This is a genomic window from Selenomonadales bacterium 4137-cl (assembly GCA_032334055.1).
Lineage (GTDB): Bacteria > Bacillota > Negativicutes > Sporomusales > UBA7701 > Anaeroselena > Anaeroselena agilis.
The window spans coordinates 2,468,692-2,483,722 of sequence record JAUOZS010000001.1 but is presented as its reverse complement, the minus strand read 5'-3'; the positions used below and the strand labels follow the sequence as shown (position 1 = coordinate 2,483,722).

Below are 15,031 nucleotides of genomic sequence, written 5' to 3'. Positions count from 1 at the left end.
CGGTGACGGTGCAGAACCAAAACAACAAGCATATCTATAACGGTGATGGGGCCGCAGTTTTGTGGCCCTTTACCTTTTCCATCGGTGAAGATCCTGGCAATCCGCTGTCTGGTAATGCCGATTGGATCAAGGTGATTTTGGTCGATCCGGCCGGATCTGAAATCCCGCTGACTTCGGATTATTATGTTGATCTTGTCAATCATCAGGTGAAGTATCCCGGGTACGAACCGGGAACCGAACCGGCGCCGGAATTGCAGCCGCCGAAGCTACCGGTGGGATGGAAGATCGTACTGCTGCGGGACGTGCCGCTGACGCAGGAAATGGATCTGGTGACGCAGGGGCCGTATCTTGCGGAGGATGTTGAACGCGCATTCGATAAGATCACGTTCATCGCGCAGCAGCTGGCCGAAAAGCTGGGGCGTGTGCTGATCGGGCCGGTGTCCTCCGTGATTAACTTTGTGCTTCCGGCGCCGGTGGCGAACGCGCTACTGGGGTGGAGTGCTGACGGAACCAGGATCGAGAATAAGACCGGTATTCCTGATCTGTTCAGCGCATCGGAGGTTCAAGCGGCTATCGATCATATCATCGATCCGGTTGCAGCGCATCAGTCCAGCGCCATCCAACACGGCGCCGGAACGGTGGAAACGGCAATAAACAGCAAGCTGGATGCAACGGCGCAGGCGGCGGACACGGCGAAGGTGGCCGGTAAAACGGTGGATCTGACCGGGATCCAGGACGGTCAGGCGTTGGTCTATGATGCCGCAACGGAAGAATTTATTCCAGGCGATGCCGGCGCCGGCGTTCCTGGCCTGACAAACTACATCGCCAGCGGGCTGAAATTGCGGCCCGGGGCGGACCTGAACCTGACGGTGGAAACCGGCCATGCGTCGATCAGCGAAAAGGATGTGCAGTTCCATACCGAACAAATCTTAGCGCTGGCAGCGCGGCGGGCGCAGTTGGTTTATGCTAGGATGGATGGGACGGTGGGGAAAATTGACGCCGCCTTTCCTGCCGCAGACGCTAACACCGTCCTACGCTATATCGTTGACGGCGGCGCAACCCTGACCGACACTAGCGGCAACGGTAATAATGGTACTAAATTCGGAACAGTAACACAAGTCAGTGGTTGGGCAGCGGATTACGCTGGAAAATTCGACGGTAGCACCGGATACTATTCAAGTGCTAATAGCGTTGGATTCCCCACTGGGGCTAATGCGCGAGAGTTAGACATAGTGCTAACTTTTACTGGTACAGGGGCGCAATCAGTTGTCGCCGCTTACGGTGTTGATACAACTCCCAATGTGTTTATTGTTTATATTTTGGCCAGCGGCGCTATTGCGGTGAGCAACGGCGCTGTTGGCATTAGCAGTGACTATATTATGGTCCCAGGCAAAACCTATTTCATGGCGTGCTGTTATGACGGGACAAACGTTCTCATATATGTCAATGGTTCTCTCGTTGTACAAGGTGCGCTGTCGATAAATACAGGGGCAGGGAATCTGCACATTGGAAGATACCTAACATCCACTCAATATTCCACCCTAACAATCCATTATGTCGAACTTCGCAACGCCCTCCGCACCCCGGCCCAGATAGCCGCCATTTCTAACGCCCTCCTGCTGCCGTGTAGGTACGAAACCACGAATATTGCCACGGCGAGCACCCTTATTTCGGGTGGAAACCATGCCTCCTATCCACTTACAAACGCGGCAGACGGACGGTCTTCCACTTATTGGTTTTCTTCGCAGGTGGGTGTGTCCATTGCTAATGCCGCGTACATCGGAGTTAGCAACATCCCGGCGAATACTCCGATAAAATCCATAACCATCCAGAATCCCGTCTCTGCCTTGAATGTTGTTGCCACGGTAAAGGCGCAATTTTTCAACGGTTCAGTCTGGGTTGATATGCAGAGTTATACAATGAATACGACCGCAGGTTTGGTAAATGAGTTAGTCCTGCCACCATACGTCGCACCTTCCTCTCAATATTCTATTAGGGTCTTGGCGACCGCTAACTTAGCCGCCGATAACTATTGGGGGGCAGCGGAGTTTTGCGCCCATATTGCGACGCCCGACCACTCCGACATCCGCTCCACCCTCCCCGCCGATTCTATCTCAATCGGCTTTGTCCGAACGGACGCCGTATCCCCTATCGAGGCCAATGACACCGACTATAAATATGGGCGGCGAGAGGGGGCCGTGGGTGGCAATCGCAAAGTATTCTTGGGGTGGAAATATTTCAGCGGCTTAACTACACTATTTTGGGATAATCCCTTCGACACACGAAAGGTACGTGCTACGTATACCTGGGCGGCTGACGTCAGTGGGCAAAACGAAAGCCCGGTTTACAATTTATGGTCATACGGCGGTGTGGACTATGGCTGTGAATTGCGACCTAATCAAAATACCCCATTCGGTTTGCGTGTTTATGCCGCCGGAGCTACGCTCTTAAACAGCGTATGGAAAACCAGTGGCTATATTGGCTGTTACGCGGAGGTGATAGAGTAATGTCTAAACTGTGGACGCAATTCAATGAACAGCGCCAGGTTATCAGTCCGCCGCAAACGAAAGATCCGTGGCCTTCGCCGTGGGTGTCGGATGCGGTAAAGGAGCAGTATTGTCAAATGGGCTGGGAACAAGTGGAGGAAGCGGATATTCCTTCGCTGGTTTTCTATGTTCCCCCGATCCCCCAGGACCAGCAGATCGCCGCGCTAAACGCCGAATTTGACGTGCAGCGTCGGCTGCTGTTGGAATACATCACTACGGCCGACAAGGTTTATAACGATCAGGTGACGGTGGCAGAGTTGGTCGGAGAGTTCACGCTGTTAGAAGAAGAATATCAAATAAGAATGGGGGTGATATTGAATGGCGGTTCTTCCTAACGCGATCAGCAGGCGGTGTCCATTCCATCCGATGTTTAAGCTGGTGCAGCAAGAGGATGGTTCCTGGAAGTGTCCGAAGCCCGGATGCCTCTATACCGAACCGGCCGCGCCGACATTCGCGCAGGATCTGGCCGCGGCGCCGGAATCCGAACCGACAAGCTAGGGGGTATAAGTAGAATATGGATCCTATTCGCGTTAAAGAGTGGATGCCGGTGCTGGCTGATGCGGCCAACATCGGCATCATGTTTTTGCTGTCCCTGGCGTTTGTCGGGCTGGTGATCTTCGGGATCGTCAAGCTGGTTCCGATGTTCAAGCAGCTGATCGAACTGATCAAAACGGATATCGAAGCGAATAAGGCTGTGGCCGTGGCGATCACGAAGGTCAGCGATCTGGTGCTGACGCATGATCAGCGCGCCGTGGGGGGATGGGGGGATGTTGAACAGCTGGGCCAAAAGGTGGATACGCTGCTGCAAACGGCCGTAACCAAGCAGGAATTTAATGAAGCGCTGGTTAGGATACATGAACGGCAGGATGAAGTGTGCGGCAGCGTAAAAAAAATTATGGGAAAGGTCGGATGTTAAATGCTCTCCGAAATGCAGTTGCTGGTGGTGCTGCTGATCGTCATTCTGGCGGCGCTGGTGATCGCGGCCGTGGTGATCTTCCTGGCCGCGAAGCAGGTGGCGTTCCCGGTCATTACCCGGGCCGCTTACGAAGTGGACAAGTTTGCCGATGAAATGGAGGATCCGGCGAAGAAGATGATGCTGATCGCCCAGCTGGTGCAGGTGCTAGGCTGGCGCCGTATCTTCCTCCCGAACGCGATCATTGGCTGGATTATTGGGCTGGTGGTGCTGGTGATCCGAAAGGTGCAGGAGGAAACCGGATGCCCGGATCTTCACCAGAAGGGGGGCGGCGCCGGTGTTCAGCAGGATAGTATTCGTTAATGCCGGCCACGATGGGGCCGTGGATCCCGGGGCGCTCGGCGCTATGTCCACCGAAGCGGGCCTGATGATGTTGTTCGCGGAAGAACTGCAGGCGGCGCTGATCGCCCGGGCTTACCAGGTGCTAATGTCCCGCAGCGGACCGGATGCAAGCAATTACGATCTGGCGTATGTGTGCGAACTGGCCAACAATTCCGGGGCCGGTTTATTTATTTCCCTTCACGCCAACAGCTTCGCATCCCCTTCCGCTCATGGGTTCGAAGTATGGACTTCCCCGGGGCCAACGAAGGCGGATCTGTTCGCTGATCTGATCGTGCGCAACGTGCAGGCGTTCGCGCCGGAATTGACGATCAGGGCCGACAAGTCTGATGGGGATGATGATAAGGAAGGCAATCTGTACGTTCTGACGCATACCCTGATGCCGGCCGTACTGATCGAAATTGCCTTCATCAGCAATCCGCAGGAAGAAATGTGGATGAACGATCCCACGTTCCGCGCCAGGGTGATCGAAGCGATCTGCGCGGCCGTGGATCAGTTCGCCGGATTTTAGGAGGATAGCCATGCAGACGAAGAACATTGTGATCATCGCGCTGGTGGGCATCCTGATCGGGGCCGCAGCCGGCGCCTGGGGGATGTACCACTTCAAGGTGCTGGATCTGAAGGATCAGGTGGCGCAGCTGAAGCTGGAACTGGCGCTGGCGCAGAAGGATGCTGCGCATGAAAAAGCGAAACCTGCCCGCGAAGTGATCGATACGCGATATGTAACCGATATCCAGTATGTTCCGAAGGAAACGGTGATTATCCGGGATCCGGTCACCGGCCGGGAAACTTCGGCGCCGGCGCGGACCGATATGCAGGCATCGCTGGGTAAAATAGATTTCTTCATGCTGATCAACGGCCGGGAAATTAAGCTAATGAAGGCCGAAGATGAATCCTTTATGTTTGAGAAGAACAAGATCGTGCTGACGCAGACCGGCAAAATTGTTATTGACGTGACGCAGATGGTCGAAGCGCTGGTGTCTGCCCGCCTGGATGCGGAGATCTCCAAGAGGGTGAAGCATTTCAGCGTTGGCTTGGGTATGTCGAATCATGGGCCGGCCGCGGCCGTAGGGATCCAGCCTTCGCCATCCTTTTCGATCAGCTATCGGGAAACGCTGGGCCGGCACAAAGATAGCGCCGGCCAGGATGATAAATATAAGGAAGCTATGTTGAATTGGCATTTTTAACGAAGAAAAGCCCCCGGCATTGGCCGGGGGCTTTTGGCTTAGTATCCCCAATTATCAGGATCCGCGATCCTGGGGTGTTCGTTCAGATTGATATAGACCACTTCATCCGTCATTACCACGTTCAGCGCGCGATCAAGCAGCTGATCGGCCTTGCTGCCGCGGCAGATCACAATTTCGGCATCCTGGACGATCTTGCTGCGATCCGGATCTATGGCGCCGTAGTCGCCGGCTGCAAGGTGCAGGGCGCCGGTGGTATCTCTATATACTGCATGGGTGATGGGACCGTTCCATTCGGCCGCGGTGAATTCCGCATAGGCTTTCATTTCATTATCCCCTCCTTTCCGTATTATAACATACCCCGGGAGGGTATGGAACATAGGGGGCCTTTCTAATCCGATTTCTAATCAACAGTTTCCCTTTGGACCGTATTTCTTCCTTCTTGTTAGAACGATGAACCAGTATAATCAGGCACTTCCTGGCGCGTTCCCTCTATTTAGAATGGTTGATGCTAAATGGCATTCAAGAGGTCAGCGGTTCGATCCCGCTTACCTCCACCACGTTCCGAAAAGGCTTCTGAGGATTTTCCTCAGAAGCCTTTTTCGTTTTTTTGCTAACAATTGCTAATATTATTTCATATGTTCTGATTTTGCTAATCTGACAAGACGAAAGGCGCGAACGGAGCCTCTACTATCCTCGACCGGGTGCTGCACCACTGCACCGTCATAAACATCAAGGGCGACAGCTACAGGCCTAAAGAGCGCAAGGAGTATATGAAGCAAAAGCAGCATGCCATCAACACGCTGTTCGAACAGAAATAATAGTGACCCGCGCCACAAACATGCAAATTTCAAACGCCACTTTCATGCAAAATCAAATCGGCGTTGACAGCGGGCGCAATTGCTATTGGCTGGTTGAACGGATAATAAATGTTGTAAAGAAGGACAAAATCTCGGGGCACAAAAAGCTCTTGAATTATAGGGTTTCGCACAACCGAATTGTGGCCGGTGTTTGACCCCGCTTACCTTCACTGCCTAATAAAACAAGACTCCGTGAAAACGTCACGGAGTCTTGTTTTTTGTTGCGCTAATTTTTTCCGGGCAAGAGTTTTTGGCTCCGGTAAGAAACTAATGCTGAGGAATGTCGTGTTCTGTGGTCAAGATTCGATTCTGCTGCGTTTGTCCTGTTGCTTCACCCGGGTCCGGGGGCTGAAACTGTGGAGGCTGGGGATTTTTAAGATCAAAGTATTTTCCAGGTGTCGAAAGGTCGAAATACAGACGGGCGTTTTCGTCGACGCCCCAGTCCCTGGTGGAGCCGGTTCCGGAGATCTTGTTAAAGGCTTCTCTGAACAAAGTATTATGAGCTTCCTCGCGGTTCAGGAGAAAATCTATCGTCTGGCGGACATGCCGGTCGGCAATCTGACGGTGGAGGTATTCATAGACGACCTTCGCCCGCTGTTCGGCGGCTATATTTGACAGGATATCCGCTGCCAGATCGCCGGTGACGTTGACATAGGCCGCTGTCCAAAGATACCCCGACCCGTTCGCAATTAACGGGTTCAGCCCGGTGAGCACCTGACTTTCGATGTGTCCGGCCATAACGGCTCCGGTGTCAATGTCGTGGCCGTTGAGAAGATTGATTGTGGTCGCGACCATTTCCATATGGCCTAGCTCTTCGGATGCGATGTCCATGAAAAGGTCCTTTATTTCCGGGTCCTTGATTCTGAAGCTTTGCGCCATGTATTGCATGGCGGCTTTCATCTCGCCGTCAGGACCTCCTAGTTGCTCTGTCAGCATTGCGGCATATGTAGGATTCGGCCGCTCTACCCGGACCTCTTGCAATAGCTGCTTCTCATGCTTGAACATTAAATCGCCCCCTGCGTTTTTTCCGTATTATTTCTTGTTTAGCCCGACTCCATGCAGCAAAACAACTTTTGGCCGTGCGCCTCAACAATAGCCAATGCCTTCAACAGCCATAAAAACAGGCACGATCTTAGCTTCCCTTTGTAGCAAGGAAGGCCATTATTTTCTACACATTTAAAATTTATATACGGAAACTCTAAAGAAGGGCCCGGAAAACAGTAAAAGGGAGGTTGGCAGAATGGCCAGAAGTAATCAGGTAGTTAACCCCGCAGCCGAGAATGCTCTTGACCGGATGAAATTTGAGGTTGCCTCCGAACTCGGCATAGCCGACAGGATCCGGAGCGGAGGATGGAACACGATGACGTCCGCCGACTGCGGCCGGGTCGGCGGCCACATGGTCCGCAAGATGATAGAGTCTTACGAGTCGGGTATGACCAGTGGCACGAGCTCGGCCTCGCAAACCGGCGGGACCATGACCCAGAACAGCAACATCAACAGCTAAAGTGCCTGAATGGCGGAACGGGGCCGGCCAACGGCCCCGTTCCTGATGCTGTCTGCTCGCGATATTACGGCGGTCTCCGGCTGATGCCGCGGACTGCCGCCAGGGACCGCGTGGAGGAGGAATGACAGATAAAAGCGGAAGAGCGTTCCGTGACAACAGAAGAGCCCCGCCTTACTACAGGCGAGGTGGGCGTCAAGTTCGTCCCGGAGAGCCGGGCGGCGAACCGGGACGGGACCGTGCTGCCCGAAATGGTTAACGCCGCTATCGCTGATAAACGGGCAGGAAGAAAATCTCGGGAGGGTCAACTTTGACGGAGAAATACAGCTCTATGAAGGAGTTGGATCAGTCGCTGCCCGACAAACACGAGGTTGCCGATCAGCTTGGTATACCGCTCGACCGGGGCCGCAACGAAGAACTGACAACCAGCGAGGTCGGGAAGATCGGCGGCAAGATTGGCGGCGAAAAGGTGAGGAAGTTGATTGCGATGGCCGAGGCCAATATGGCCGGGTCCGACAGCGCTGAATAGTGATAACCGCTGTCAATGAGTCTGTGGCGGCTTTTATTTCAGCTCCGCCCCAAGCGAGGCTTCGCGGATACTCCGCGAAGCCTCGCAGTCCGTCGCTGGCCCTGTTAGAGTGTTTTTTCTCTCCAAATCATCTGTTCCATAAAACGTAAACAAACAAAAACATATAAATAAACATATCTAGTTAATTTATGTTGATTTATATTTGCTGCAATATTATCATGTTTATAGGGAAACAAATTCCATTGGGACAAAGAGCGTCTGCGTCGAACTGCGGAAATCCGCGGAGCGACGGGTTTCGCCGGACCCGGGAAGAAAGTGGATAAATGACGGGGATAAAGCATGGTGTCCGCATGCGGTCGATAGCGGCACTTTTAATAATCGCGCTGGCTTGTCTGGTGTCGGCGCTTTCTTCCGCGGCGCCGTCGTCCGCGCCGCAACAAGTAACCTTGACCTGGAGCGATGATCCGCGCACCACGCAAACGATCGCCTGGCAGACGGCCTCCTTCTGTCCGCGCGGGCGGGCCCAATACGCCGAAGCCGCGGCGGGAAACGGCTTGCCCGTAAACGCCGTTGCGGTTGTTGCCCGGGGAGAACCTCTCCTGACAGACGGCGAAAAAATAATAATCCATACGGCGACATTGACCGGCCTCAAACCGGGCACGCGCTATATTTACCGTGTGGGGGCCGACGGCGGCTGGAGCGAGCCGCTCAGCTTTAAAACAGCCCCGGACGAGGCCCGAGCCTTTAAGTTTCTCGTCTTCGGCGACACCCAAAATGACGTTTATGACCTCTGGCGGGCGGTCCTCCGCCGGGCTTGCGGAACAAACCCCGACGCGGCCTTCTGGACCGTCGTCGGCGACCTGGTGGAGGTCGGGCAAGACCCTGAGCAATGGGACGCCTGGTTTGACGCCTCGCAAGAGGCCATCGACATCATTCCCGTGATGCCGCTGACAGGGAACCACGAATACTACACGCCGCTGTGGGGTGAACGATCACTGCCGTCGATGTTTACCGCCAGGTTCAAGCTGCCCGGCAACGGTCCGGAAGGAATGAAAGGGCAGGTGTATTCCTTCGACTATGGGGACGTGCATTTTGTGATGCTGGACAGCCAGGCGCGCGAAGGGGCGCGTTTCCTGCCGGATATGCTGGAGCGGCAGAAAGCTTGGCTGGAAAAGGACCTGGCCGCGACTAAAAAGCAGTGGAAGGTAGCGTTTCTTCACAAGCCGCCTTACAACAGCGAGACGGCCCGCGGCAACGGCGCCGTAAAAGCGGCGTTCGTGCCGATCCTTGAGCGTCATCGCGTCGCCGTCGTTTTTAGCGGTCACGAGCATGTCTACGCGCGCACCTATCCCCTCCACGACGACGCTGTCGCGGCCGCTCCGTCTGAAGGAACGGTATACGTGACGGCCGGCCGCGCCGGCGGCAAAGCGCGCGTCAAGGCGCGCGCCGGCGAATGGCACGAAGTATACTACAACCCAGCGGAAGAGCCGAACTATCTCGTCGTAAAAGTGGCCGGCAACGTGCTGGCGGTGGAGGTGTACAAGCTTGGCGGCGACTTGATCGACAACTGGAAGATCGAAAAATAACGGTACATGGATACGCCGCGAAGCGGGTCGCTTTTTGAATTCTCCAAGGAGGTATCATGATGATCTTAGACCGTATCTATGACTTGGCTTCCCCCATACTCGCGGGGAGGCGGATCGGCGAAGTGAGGGTTGGGCTGAATTTTCTCGGCGTCGAGCTTGATGACGGCTCGCTGGGATTAGCCTATGTATTGAAGGAAGACGTGGTTTCCGGCTGCGCGGCTATTCCCCGCGCGGGCAGACTTACTGGTATGCCGGCCGCGGAAATGGCCTCATGGGCGCTGGAGCGCAAAAGTGTTATCGCCGTGGCGGCGGGGCTGGCGGTTATGAACGCCGTCGCCGAATTCGACGACGCAGGGCAGGAGGGAGACCGGGACGAGGATGCCGCGTTCGCCGTGCCGACCGGTCCTGACGACACCGTCGGGGTTGTCGGCCATATCGGTCCGCTCATTGCCGGGCTGAGAGGCAAAGTCCGGCGGCTGTTGGTCTTCGAGCGGGGCAAGGAAGCGATAGGCGACGTTTACCCGGAAGCGGCCGAGCCGCAGTTGCTCCCCGAATGCCAGGTGGTGTTCGTCAGCAGCACATCGCTGATAAACGGCACGCTGGACAACCTGTTGGGCTATTGCGGCAAAGCCCGCGACATCGTCATGGTCGGCGCGAGCACCCCTATGTATCCGGCCGCCTTCGCCGGCACGGGAGTAACCTTGCTCGCGGGAACGAAGTGGCTTCCGGAAAACAGGGACGCTATCCTGACGGGGATTAGCCAGTGCGCCGGGATGAAACAGTTGATCGGTTACGGACGTAAGGTGTCGGCACGGGTATAACGGCGCCGGCCCAGATGTGCAAAAGGCTTTAGCGAACCTGCTTGGGATGGTGGGGTCAATGAAAACCCTGATTCTTGCCGCGTTTCTGTTGGCTGTTGGGCTGATGATGGCCATCTCCTGCTTTTGCGCCATGGCCATGGAACTCGACGTGAAGCAGAACAGGATTGTCCAGATCCTTGTGTGGATATCGGGCCTGATGATCGGCACAGGCCTTGTCATGCTTGCCCTGGCGAGCGAGTATTAGCGTAGTCGTAAAAGACGCTGTTATGGCAAAAGTTGTCATGGACTGCAAGGGAACCGAACTGATCGCGGCGATTACGGCGGATTCGGTGGATGATCTCGGGATCAAAGTTGGCGACAGAGTAACGGCACTGGTAAAAGCCACCGAAATGATGGTAATCAAATAAGCCGCCATACACAAAACTGCACCCGCCGAAGGGCGGGTGCAGTGTCTTTTTTTCAAGTTTCGGCGAGGATTTCGCCGGTTTGGGTTATATCGTAGCCGCCCATGCCAGCCACCTCGTCGCGAAAGGCGGCCGAGCGCAGCACGGTGATCAGGGCTTGGAAATGCGGCTTGGTGGCGTCTTCCTTGCGGATGACCATATCGTACCGTTCTTTCTGCAGGGGGATGAAGTCGATTTCCCGCACCTGCATTGCGGCCTTCTCAATGCCGAGGCCGACGTCGGCTTCTCCCCTGGCGACGCTGCTGGCGACCGCCAGATGGCTTGTCTCCTCGCGGTCGTAGCCGGCGATGTCGCGGTGGTCTATGCCGAGGGAGCGCAACTGCTCGTCGAGCAGCACCCTGGCTCCCGAGCCGCGTTCGCGGTTGACAAACCATACGCCTGGCTTGGCGAGGTCCTGCCAGCCGGTTATCCCCTTCGGGTTACCCTTGGCCACATAGAGGCCTTCCATCCGGTAGGCCAGGTTGATTATGAGGGTGCGGTGGCCGGGCAGCATCCGCCTTACATAGGGGACGTTGTAAGTGTCGCTGTCGCTGTCCCACAGATGGGTGGTGACGGCGTTGGCCGTGCCGCGGTAAAGGGCCATTAGGCCATCGATACTGCCGGCGTAACTGCGCAGGAAGCGGGCGTAAGGCAGTGTTTTTTCCAGATGGCGGGTGAGGATGTCGAGGATAACGTCCTGGCCGCAAATGATAAGCCCTTCCTGGGCCGGGGCGGGCGCCTCCGCCGGCTTGGTCGCCGGTGCCTGGGCCGCCGACGACAGGCTTTTCGATTTTTTGATGTACACTTCGAGATCAGGGGCCTCGACGCGGACCTTGCGGCCGATCCGGTAGGCGGTAAGATCGCCGCGCTTGATCATTTCGTACACCGTAAACCGTGAGATTTTAAGAATCTTGGCAACTTCTTCGGGAGTATAGGATATTGTGTCCGTCATCAACCCACCCCATTTTTAGCTGATAGTGCATGTATTAATTGGTAAACCCTCTTGCATTAATATTACCGCAAATTATATAATAACACCATAAGGTTTTTGTTAGTTGATGTTTTGTTGTGTTTGGCAATGTTCCGGAAAGCGCTGTTTTGTGCAGTTTTCAATCAAGCGTTTTTGCTGAAGCGGGTGATGCTGTTAAAGTAATTGCTGGTTTCGTTTGGTTGGATTAGTTTCATTTGGTTATTTGGCTGTTGTAGGAGGAGAAAAGATGAACAAGAGATTCCTGTGGGTTTTTATCGGGTTGATTGCGACCCTGCTGGCCGCCGGCTGCGGCGGCGGGGCGAAACAGGCGCAGGCTCCGGCCGCCAAGCAGGTGGAGCTCAACATTTCCGCCGCCGCCAGCCTGAAGGACGCGCTGCTGGAAATCCAGAAAAATTACCAGGCCAAAAATCCTTCGGTAAAGCTGATTTGCAACCTGGCCTCGTCAGGGGCGCTGCAGAAACAGATCGAACAGGGCGCTCCCGCCGATGTCTTCATTTCGGCGGCTCCCAGGCAGATGAACGACTTGGAGGCCAAAAACCTCATCAATAAAGCCAGTCGCAGGAACCTGGTGGAAAATAAACTGGTGCTGGTGGTGCCGGAGAACTCCGCTGGCGGCCTGAACAAGTTCGAGGACCTCGCCGGCGCCAAGGTGCAAAAATTCAGCATGGGCGAGACCTCGAGCGTACCTGCTGGCCAGTATGGCCAACAGGTGCTCAAAAAACTCGGCCTGTGGGAAGGTGTCAAAGATAAGGCGGTCTTCGCCAAGGACGTCCGCGCCGTGCTCACGTATGTGGCGACAGGAAACGTAGATGCCGGCATCGTTTACAAGACCGACGCCGTTTCCGGGGCCAAGGTGAAAATCGCCGCCATCGCTCCCGCCGGATCGCACAAGCCGATCGTGTATCCCGTGGCCATTCTGAGCGGCGCCAAGCAGCCGAAAGCGGCGGAGGAATTCCTGGCGTACCTGACAGGCCCGGAAGGCAAGGCGGTATTCGAAAAGCATGGCTTTGCGATGAGCAAATAAGCGGGGCGAGGATATGAGAAAGTACAGGCTGGCGTCATGGTTGGCGGTCGTATGCCTGATAGCGGTATTGGCAGCAGGCTGCGGCACCAAGCCGGAACCCGCGGCGGCATCCGGAATCGAGCTCAACGTATCGGCGGCGCTCGGCCTCAAGGAAGCCCTGCTCGATATCCAGAAGGAGTATGAGGGAAAGAATCCGAATATAACACTAGTTTACAACCTGGCGGCCGCCGGCGTATTGCAGGCGCAGATCGAACGCGGAGTGCCGGCGGATATCTTCATCTCCGCCGCCCGCAAACAAATGGACGACCTGCAGAAAAAGGGGCGGATCGCGGATGCGACCCGACGGGACCTCGTCGGCAACAAGCTGGTGTTGGTCATACATAAGGATTCGGACCTCGGCTTGACGAGCTTCCGCGACCTGACCGACGAAAAGGTTGTCAGATACGGCCTGGGCACTCCCGAGACGATGCCCGCCGGGCAGTACGGCATAGAAGTGTTGAAATATCTCGGCATATGGGACAAGGTGAAAGGCAAGGCGGTGCTGGCCAAGGATATCCGCCAGATTATCGCTTATGTGGAAACGAAAAATGTCGATGCGGGCATCGTCTTCTCGACGGTCGCCGCCCTCAGCGACAAGGTCCGCGTGGTGGCCGCCGCTCCGCCGGGCAGTCACCGTCCGATCGTCTTTCCCGGCGCGGTGCTCAAAGACGCCAAACACCCCCGCGAAGCCGAAGCTTTTCTCAACTACCTCTCCGGACCCGAAGCGGCGAGGATTTTCCAAAAATACGGCTTCAGCGTAATCAGTCGTTAATAACAACAGTGGGGTGAACCTCGTGGTCGAATGGCAGCCGGTCATCCTGTCAATAAAAGTAGCTCTCTGCTCGATGGTATTCGTAGCCATATTCGGCGTTCTGGCCGCTTACCTGATGCGGAACCGCGATTTCCCCGGCAAGGCGGCGGCGGAGGCTCTCTTTACCATGCCGTTGGTGCTGCCGCCGGTGGTTACCGGCTTTTTGCTGCTCGTGATCATCGGCAAACAGGGGCCGGTGGGCCGCCTGCTGGACGAATATCTTCACACCCAGATCATCTTCACCCCGTATGCCGCCATCCTGGCCGGGACGGTGGTCGCGTTCCCGCTGATGTATCAGAGCGCCAAAGCCGCCTTCCTCGCCGTCGAAACCAATCTCGAGGATGCGGCGCGGACGCTCGGCGCCGGCGAATGGCGTGTGTTCTGGACGGTGACCCTGCCGCTCGCCTGGCCCGGTCTCGTGGCCGGACTGATCCTGTCCTTCTCCCGCGCTTTGGGTGAATTCGGCGCGACCATCATGGTGGCGGGCAACATTCCCGGCAAGACCCAGACCATTCCGCTGGCGATATATTTCGCCGCCGAATCCAACGACCTGACCCAGGCCGGGCTGTATGTGGTGATAATCAGCGTCATCACCTTCTCGCTCATTTTTTGGCTCAACAGCTGGGCGCGGGCAAAGGCGAAGCCGTTCTCGGCCAAGGTGGTGTCGTGATGCTGGCGGTTGATATCAAGAAAAGGCTCCCTGATTTCACCCTCGAAGTCAAATTTTCCGTCGAGCGCAACGTTCTCGTCCTGTTCGGCCCTTCGGGCAGCGGCAAAACCACCGTGCTGCGTTCGATTGCCGGCCTCGTGAGGCCGGACGAAGGCAGCATCGTTTACGACGGGCGGGTGTTTTACTCCGGCGCGGCCAACACGTTCGTGCCGCCCCGGGAGCGGAACATCGGCTATATGTTCCAGGAATTCGCCCTTTTTCCCCATATGAACGTGAAAAGGAATATCTGGTACGGGGTTAAAAAACATAACCAGGCCGCGGCCGAAATGTACGACCGGCTGGTGGAACTGCTCAAGATCGGACATCTCGGCGACCGCTACATCGGTCAGCTATCTGGCGGCGAAAAGCAGCGGGTGGCTCTGGCGCGGGCGCTGATGGCCGAGCCCAAAATCCTCCTGCTGGACGAACCGCTTTCCTCGCTCGACAGTGCCACCCGCCTGGAATTGCGGGCGGAGCTCAAAAGGATGCAGGAGCTGTGGAACATCCCTTTCGTCCTGGTTACCCACGACCCGGACGAGGCGAAGGACCTCGGCCATCAGATACTGTTTCTCGACAAGGGCCGGCAGACCGGCGGGGCAATGGCCGCATCGCCTGCCGTGACAAAAGAAGTGGCCGCAATGGCGAAAACATAAACGCGAACGCCCCCGGGAAAAA

General features: G+C 55.9%; 19 protein-coding genes. 16 read left to right on the top strand and 3 right to left on the bottom strand.

What is annotated here, in order from left to right; translation table 11 throughout:
• Window positions 1-2: 2 nt before the first annotated feature.
• The 6 genes from Q4T40_13065 (at window position 3) to Q4T40_13040 (ending at window position 5,045) form a co-directional block, all read left to right on the top strand.
• The gene (locus Q4T40_13065; protein ID MDT8902180.1) at window positions 3-2,507 is read left to right on the top strand and encodes a hypothetical protein; all 2,505 of its coding nucleotides are present in this window, start codon (window positions 3-5) and stop codon (window positions 2,505-2,507) included.
• Window positions 2,507-2,881, top strand: a complete 375-nt coding sequence (locus Q4T40_13060; GenBank protein MDT8902179.1) for a hypothetical protein — start codon at window positions 2,507-2,509, stop codon at window positions 2,879-2,881. The genes Q4T40_13065 and Q4T40_13060 overlap by 1 nt, the downstream gene beginning before the upstream one ends.
• Before the next feature lie 179 nt (window positions 2,882-3,060).
• Window positions 3,061-3,462 (top strand): hypothetical protein, encoded by a 402-nt coding sequence (locus tag Q4T40_13055; GenBank protein ID MDT8902178.1) that lies wholly within the window; start codon window positions 3,061-3,063, stop codon window positions 3,460-3,462.
• Entirely contained in the window at window positions 3,463-3,822 is a 360-nt protein-coding gene (locus Q4T40_13050; protein MDT8902177.1) for a hypothetical protein, read from the top strand.
• Window positions 3,797-4,369 (top strand): N-acetylmuramoyl-L-alanine amidase, encoded by a 573-nt coding sequence (locus Q4T40_13045; protein ID MDT8902176.1) that lies wholly within the window; start codon window positions 3,797-3,799, stop codon window positions 4,367-4,369. The genes Q4T40_13050 and Q4T40_13045 overlap by 26 nt, the downstream gene beginning before the upstream one ends.
• 10 nt (window positions 4,370-4,379) lie before the next feature.
• Window positions 4,380-5,045, top strand: coding sequence for a hypothetical protein (locus Q4T40_13040; protein MDT8902175.1), 666 nt, complete (start codon window positions 4,380-4,382; stop codon window positions 5,043-5,045).
• A gap of 38 nt (window positions 5,046-5,083) precedes the next feature.
• On the opposite strand, the gene Q4T40_13035 is transcribed toward Q4T40_13040, so the two are convergent.
• Both Q4T40_13035 and Q4T40_13030 read right to left on the bottom strand, forming a co-directional pair.
• Entirely contained in the window at window positions 5,084-5,368 is a 285-nt protein-coding gene (locus tag Q4T40_13035) for a hypothetical protein (GenBank protein ID MDT8902174.1), read from the bottom strand.
• An 801-nt stretch (window positions 5,369-6,169) separates the two neighbouring features.
• On the bottom strand, window positions 6,170-6,907 hold the full coding sequence (locus tag Q4T40_13030; GenBank protein MDT8902173.1) for a manganese catalase family protein: 738 nt from the start codon (window positions 6,905-6,907) through the stop codon (window positions 6,170-6,172).
• Window positions 6,908-7,142: 235 nt separating this feature from the next.
• Between Q4T40_13030 and Q4T40_13025 the strand changes: the two genes are divergently transcribed.
• The 6 genes from Q4T40_13025 to Q4T40_13000 all read left to right on the top strand — a co-directional run bounded on the left by Q4T40_13025 (window position 7,143) and on the right by Q4T40_13000 (window position 10,746).
• Complete coding sequence (locus Q4T40_13025) at window positions 7,143-7,406, top strand: alpha/beta-type small acid-soluble spore protein (GenBank protein MDT8902172.1); 264 nt, start codon at window positions 7,143-7,145, stop codon at window positions 7,404-7,406.
• Window positions 7,407-7,713: 307 nt separating this feature from the next.
• Window positions 7,714-7,932 carry a small, acid-soluble spore protein, alpha/beta type gene (locus Q4T40_13020; protein MDT8902171.1) on the top strand — a complete coding sequence of 73 codons (219 nt, stop codon included), beginning with the start codon at window positions 7,714-7,716 and terminating at the stop codon, window positions 7,930-7,932.
• Between the two features lie 323 nt (window positions 7,933-8,255).
• A complete protein-coding gene (locus Q4T40_13015; GenBank protein ID MDT8902170.1) occupies window positions 8,256-9,518 on the top strand; it encodes a metallophosphoesterase family protein in 1,263 nt (420 codons plus the stop codon).
• Between the two features lie 56 nt (window positions 9,519-9,574).
• A complete protein-coding gene (locus tag Q4T40_13010) occupies window positions 9,575-10,339 on the top strand; it encodes a DUF364 domain-containing protein (GenBank protein ID MDT8902169.1) in 765 nt (254 codons plus the stop codon).
• A gap of 58 nt (window positions 10,340-10,397) precedes the next feature.
• Window positions 10,398-10,583 carry a hypothetical protein gene (locus Q4T40_13005; GenBank protein MDT8902168.1) on the top strand — a complete coding sequence of 62 codons (186 nt, stop codon included), beginning with the start codon at window positions 10,398-10,400 and terminating at the stop codon, window positions 10,581-10,583.
• Between the two features lie 22 nt (window positions 10,584-10,605).
• Window positions 10,606-10,746, top strand: coding sequence for a TOBE domain-containing protein (locus Q4T40_13000; protein ID MDT8902167.1), 141 nt, complete (start codon window positions 10,606-10,608; stop codon window positions 10,744-10,746).
• 52 nt (window positions 10,747-10,798) lie between these two features.
• Here the strand turns inward: Q4T40_13000 and Q4T40_12995 are convergent, their stop codons facing one another.
• Window positions 10,799-11,734 carry a helix-turn-helix transcriptional regulator gene (locus Q4T40_12995; GenBank protein MDT8902166.1) on the bottom strand — a complete coding sequence of 312 codons (936 nt, stop codon included), beginning with the start codon at window positions 11,732-11,734 and terminating at the stop codon, window positions 10,799-10,801.
• Between the two features lie 265 nt (window positions 11,735-11,999).
• On the opposite strand from Q4T40_12995, the gene modA (Q4T40_12990) reads away from it, so the two are divergent.
• The 4 genes from modA (Q4T40_12990) to Q4T40_12975 are packed head-to-tail and all read left to right on the top strand — an operon-like array spanning window position 12,000 to window position 15,009.
• Entirely contained in the window at window positions 12,000-12,797 is a 798-nt protein-coding gene (modA, locus tag Q4T40_12990; GenBank protein ID MDT8902165.1) for a molybdate ABC transporter substrate-binding protein, read from the top strand.
• Between the two features lie 13 nt (window positions 12,798-12,810).
• Complete coding sequence (gene modA / locus Q4T40_12985) at window positions 12,811-13,608, top strand: molybdate ABC transporter substrate-binding protein (protein MDT8902164.1); 798 nt, start codon at window positions 12,811-12,813, stop codon at window positions 13,606-13,608.
• Between the two features lie 22 nt (window positions 13,609-13,630).
• Window positions 13,631-14,317, top strand: a complete 687-nt coding sequence (modB, locus tag Q4T40_12980; protein ID MDT8902163.1) for a molybdate ABC transporter permease subunit — start codon at window positions 13,631-13,633, stop codon at window positions 14,315-14,317.
• On the top strand, window positions 14,317-15,009 hold the full coding sequence (locus Q4T40_12975) for an ATP-binding cassette domain-containing protein (protein MDT8902162.1): 693 nt from the start codon (window positions 14,317-14,319) through the stop codon (window positions 15,007-15,009). Before modB ends, Q4T40_12975 begins: the two co-directional genes overlap by 1 nt.
• Window positions 15,010-15,031: the final 22 nt, after the last annotated feature.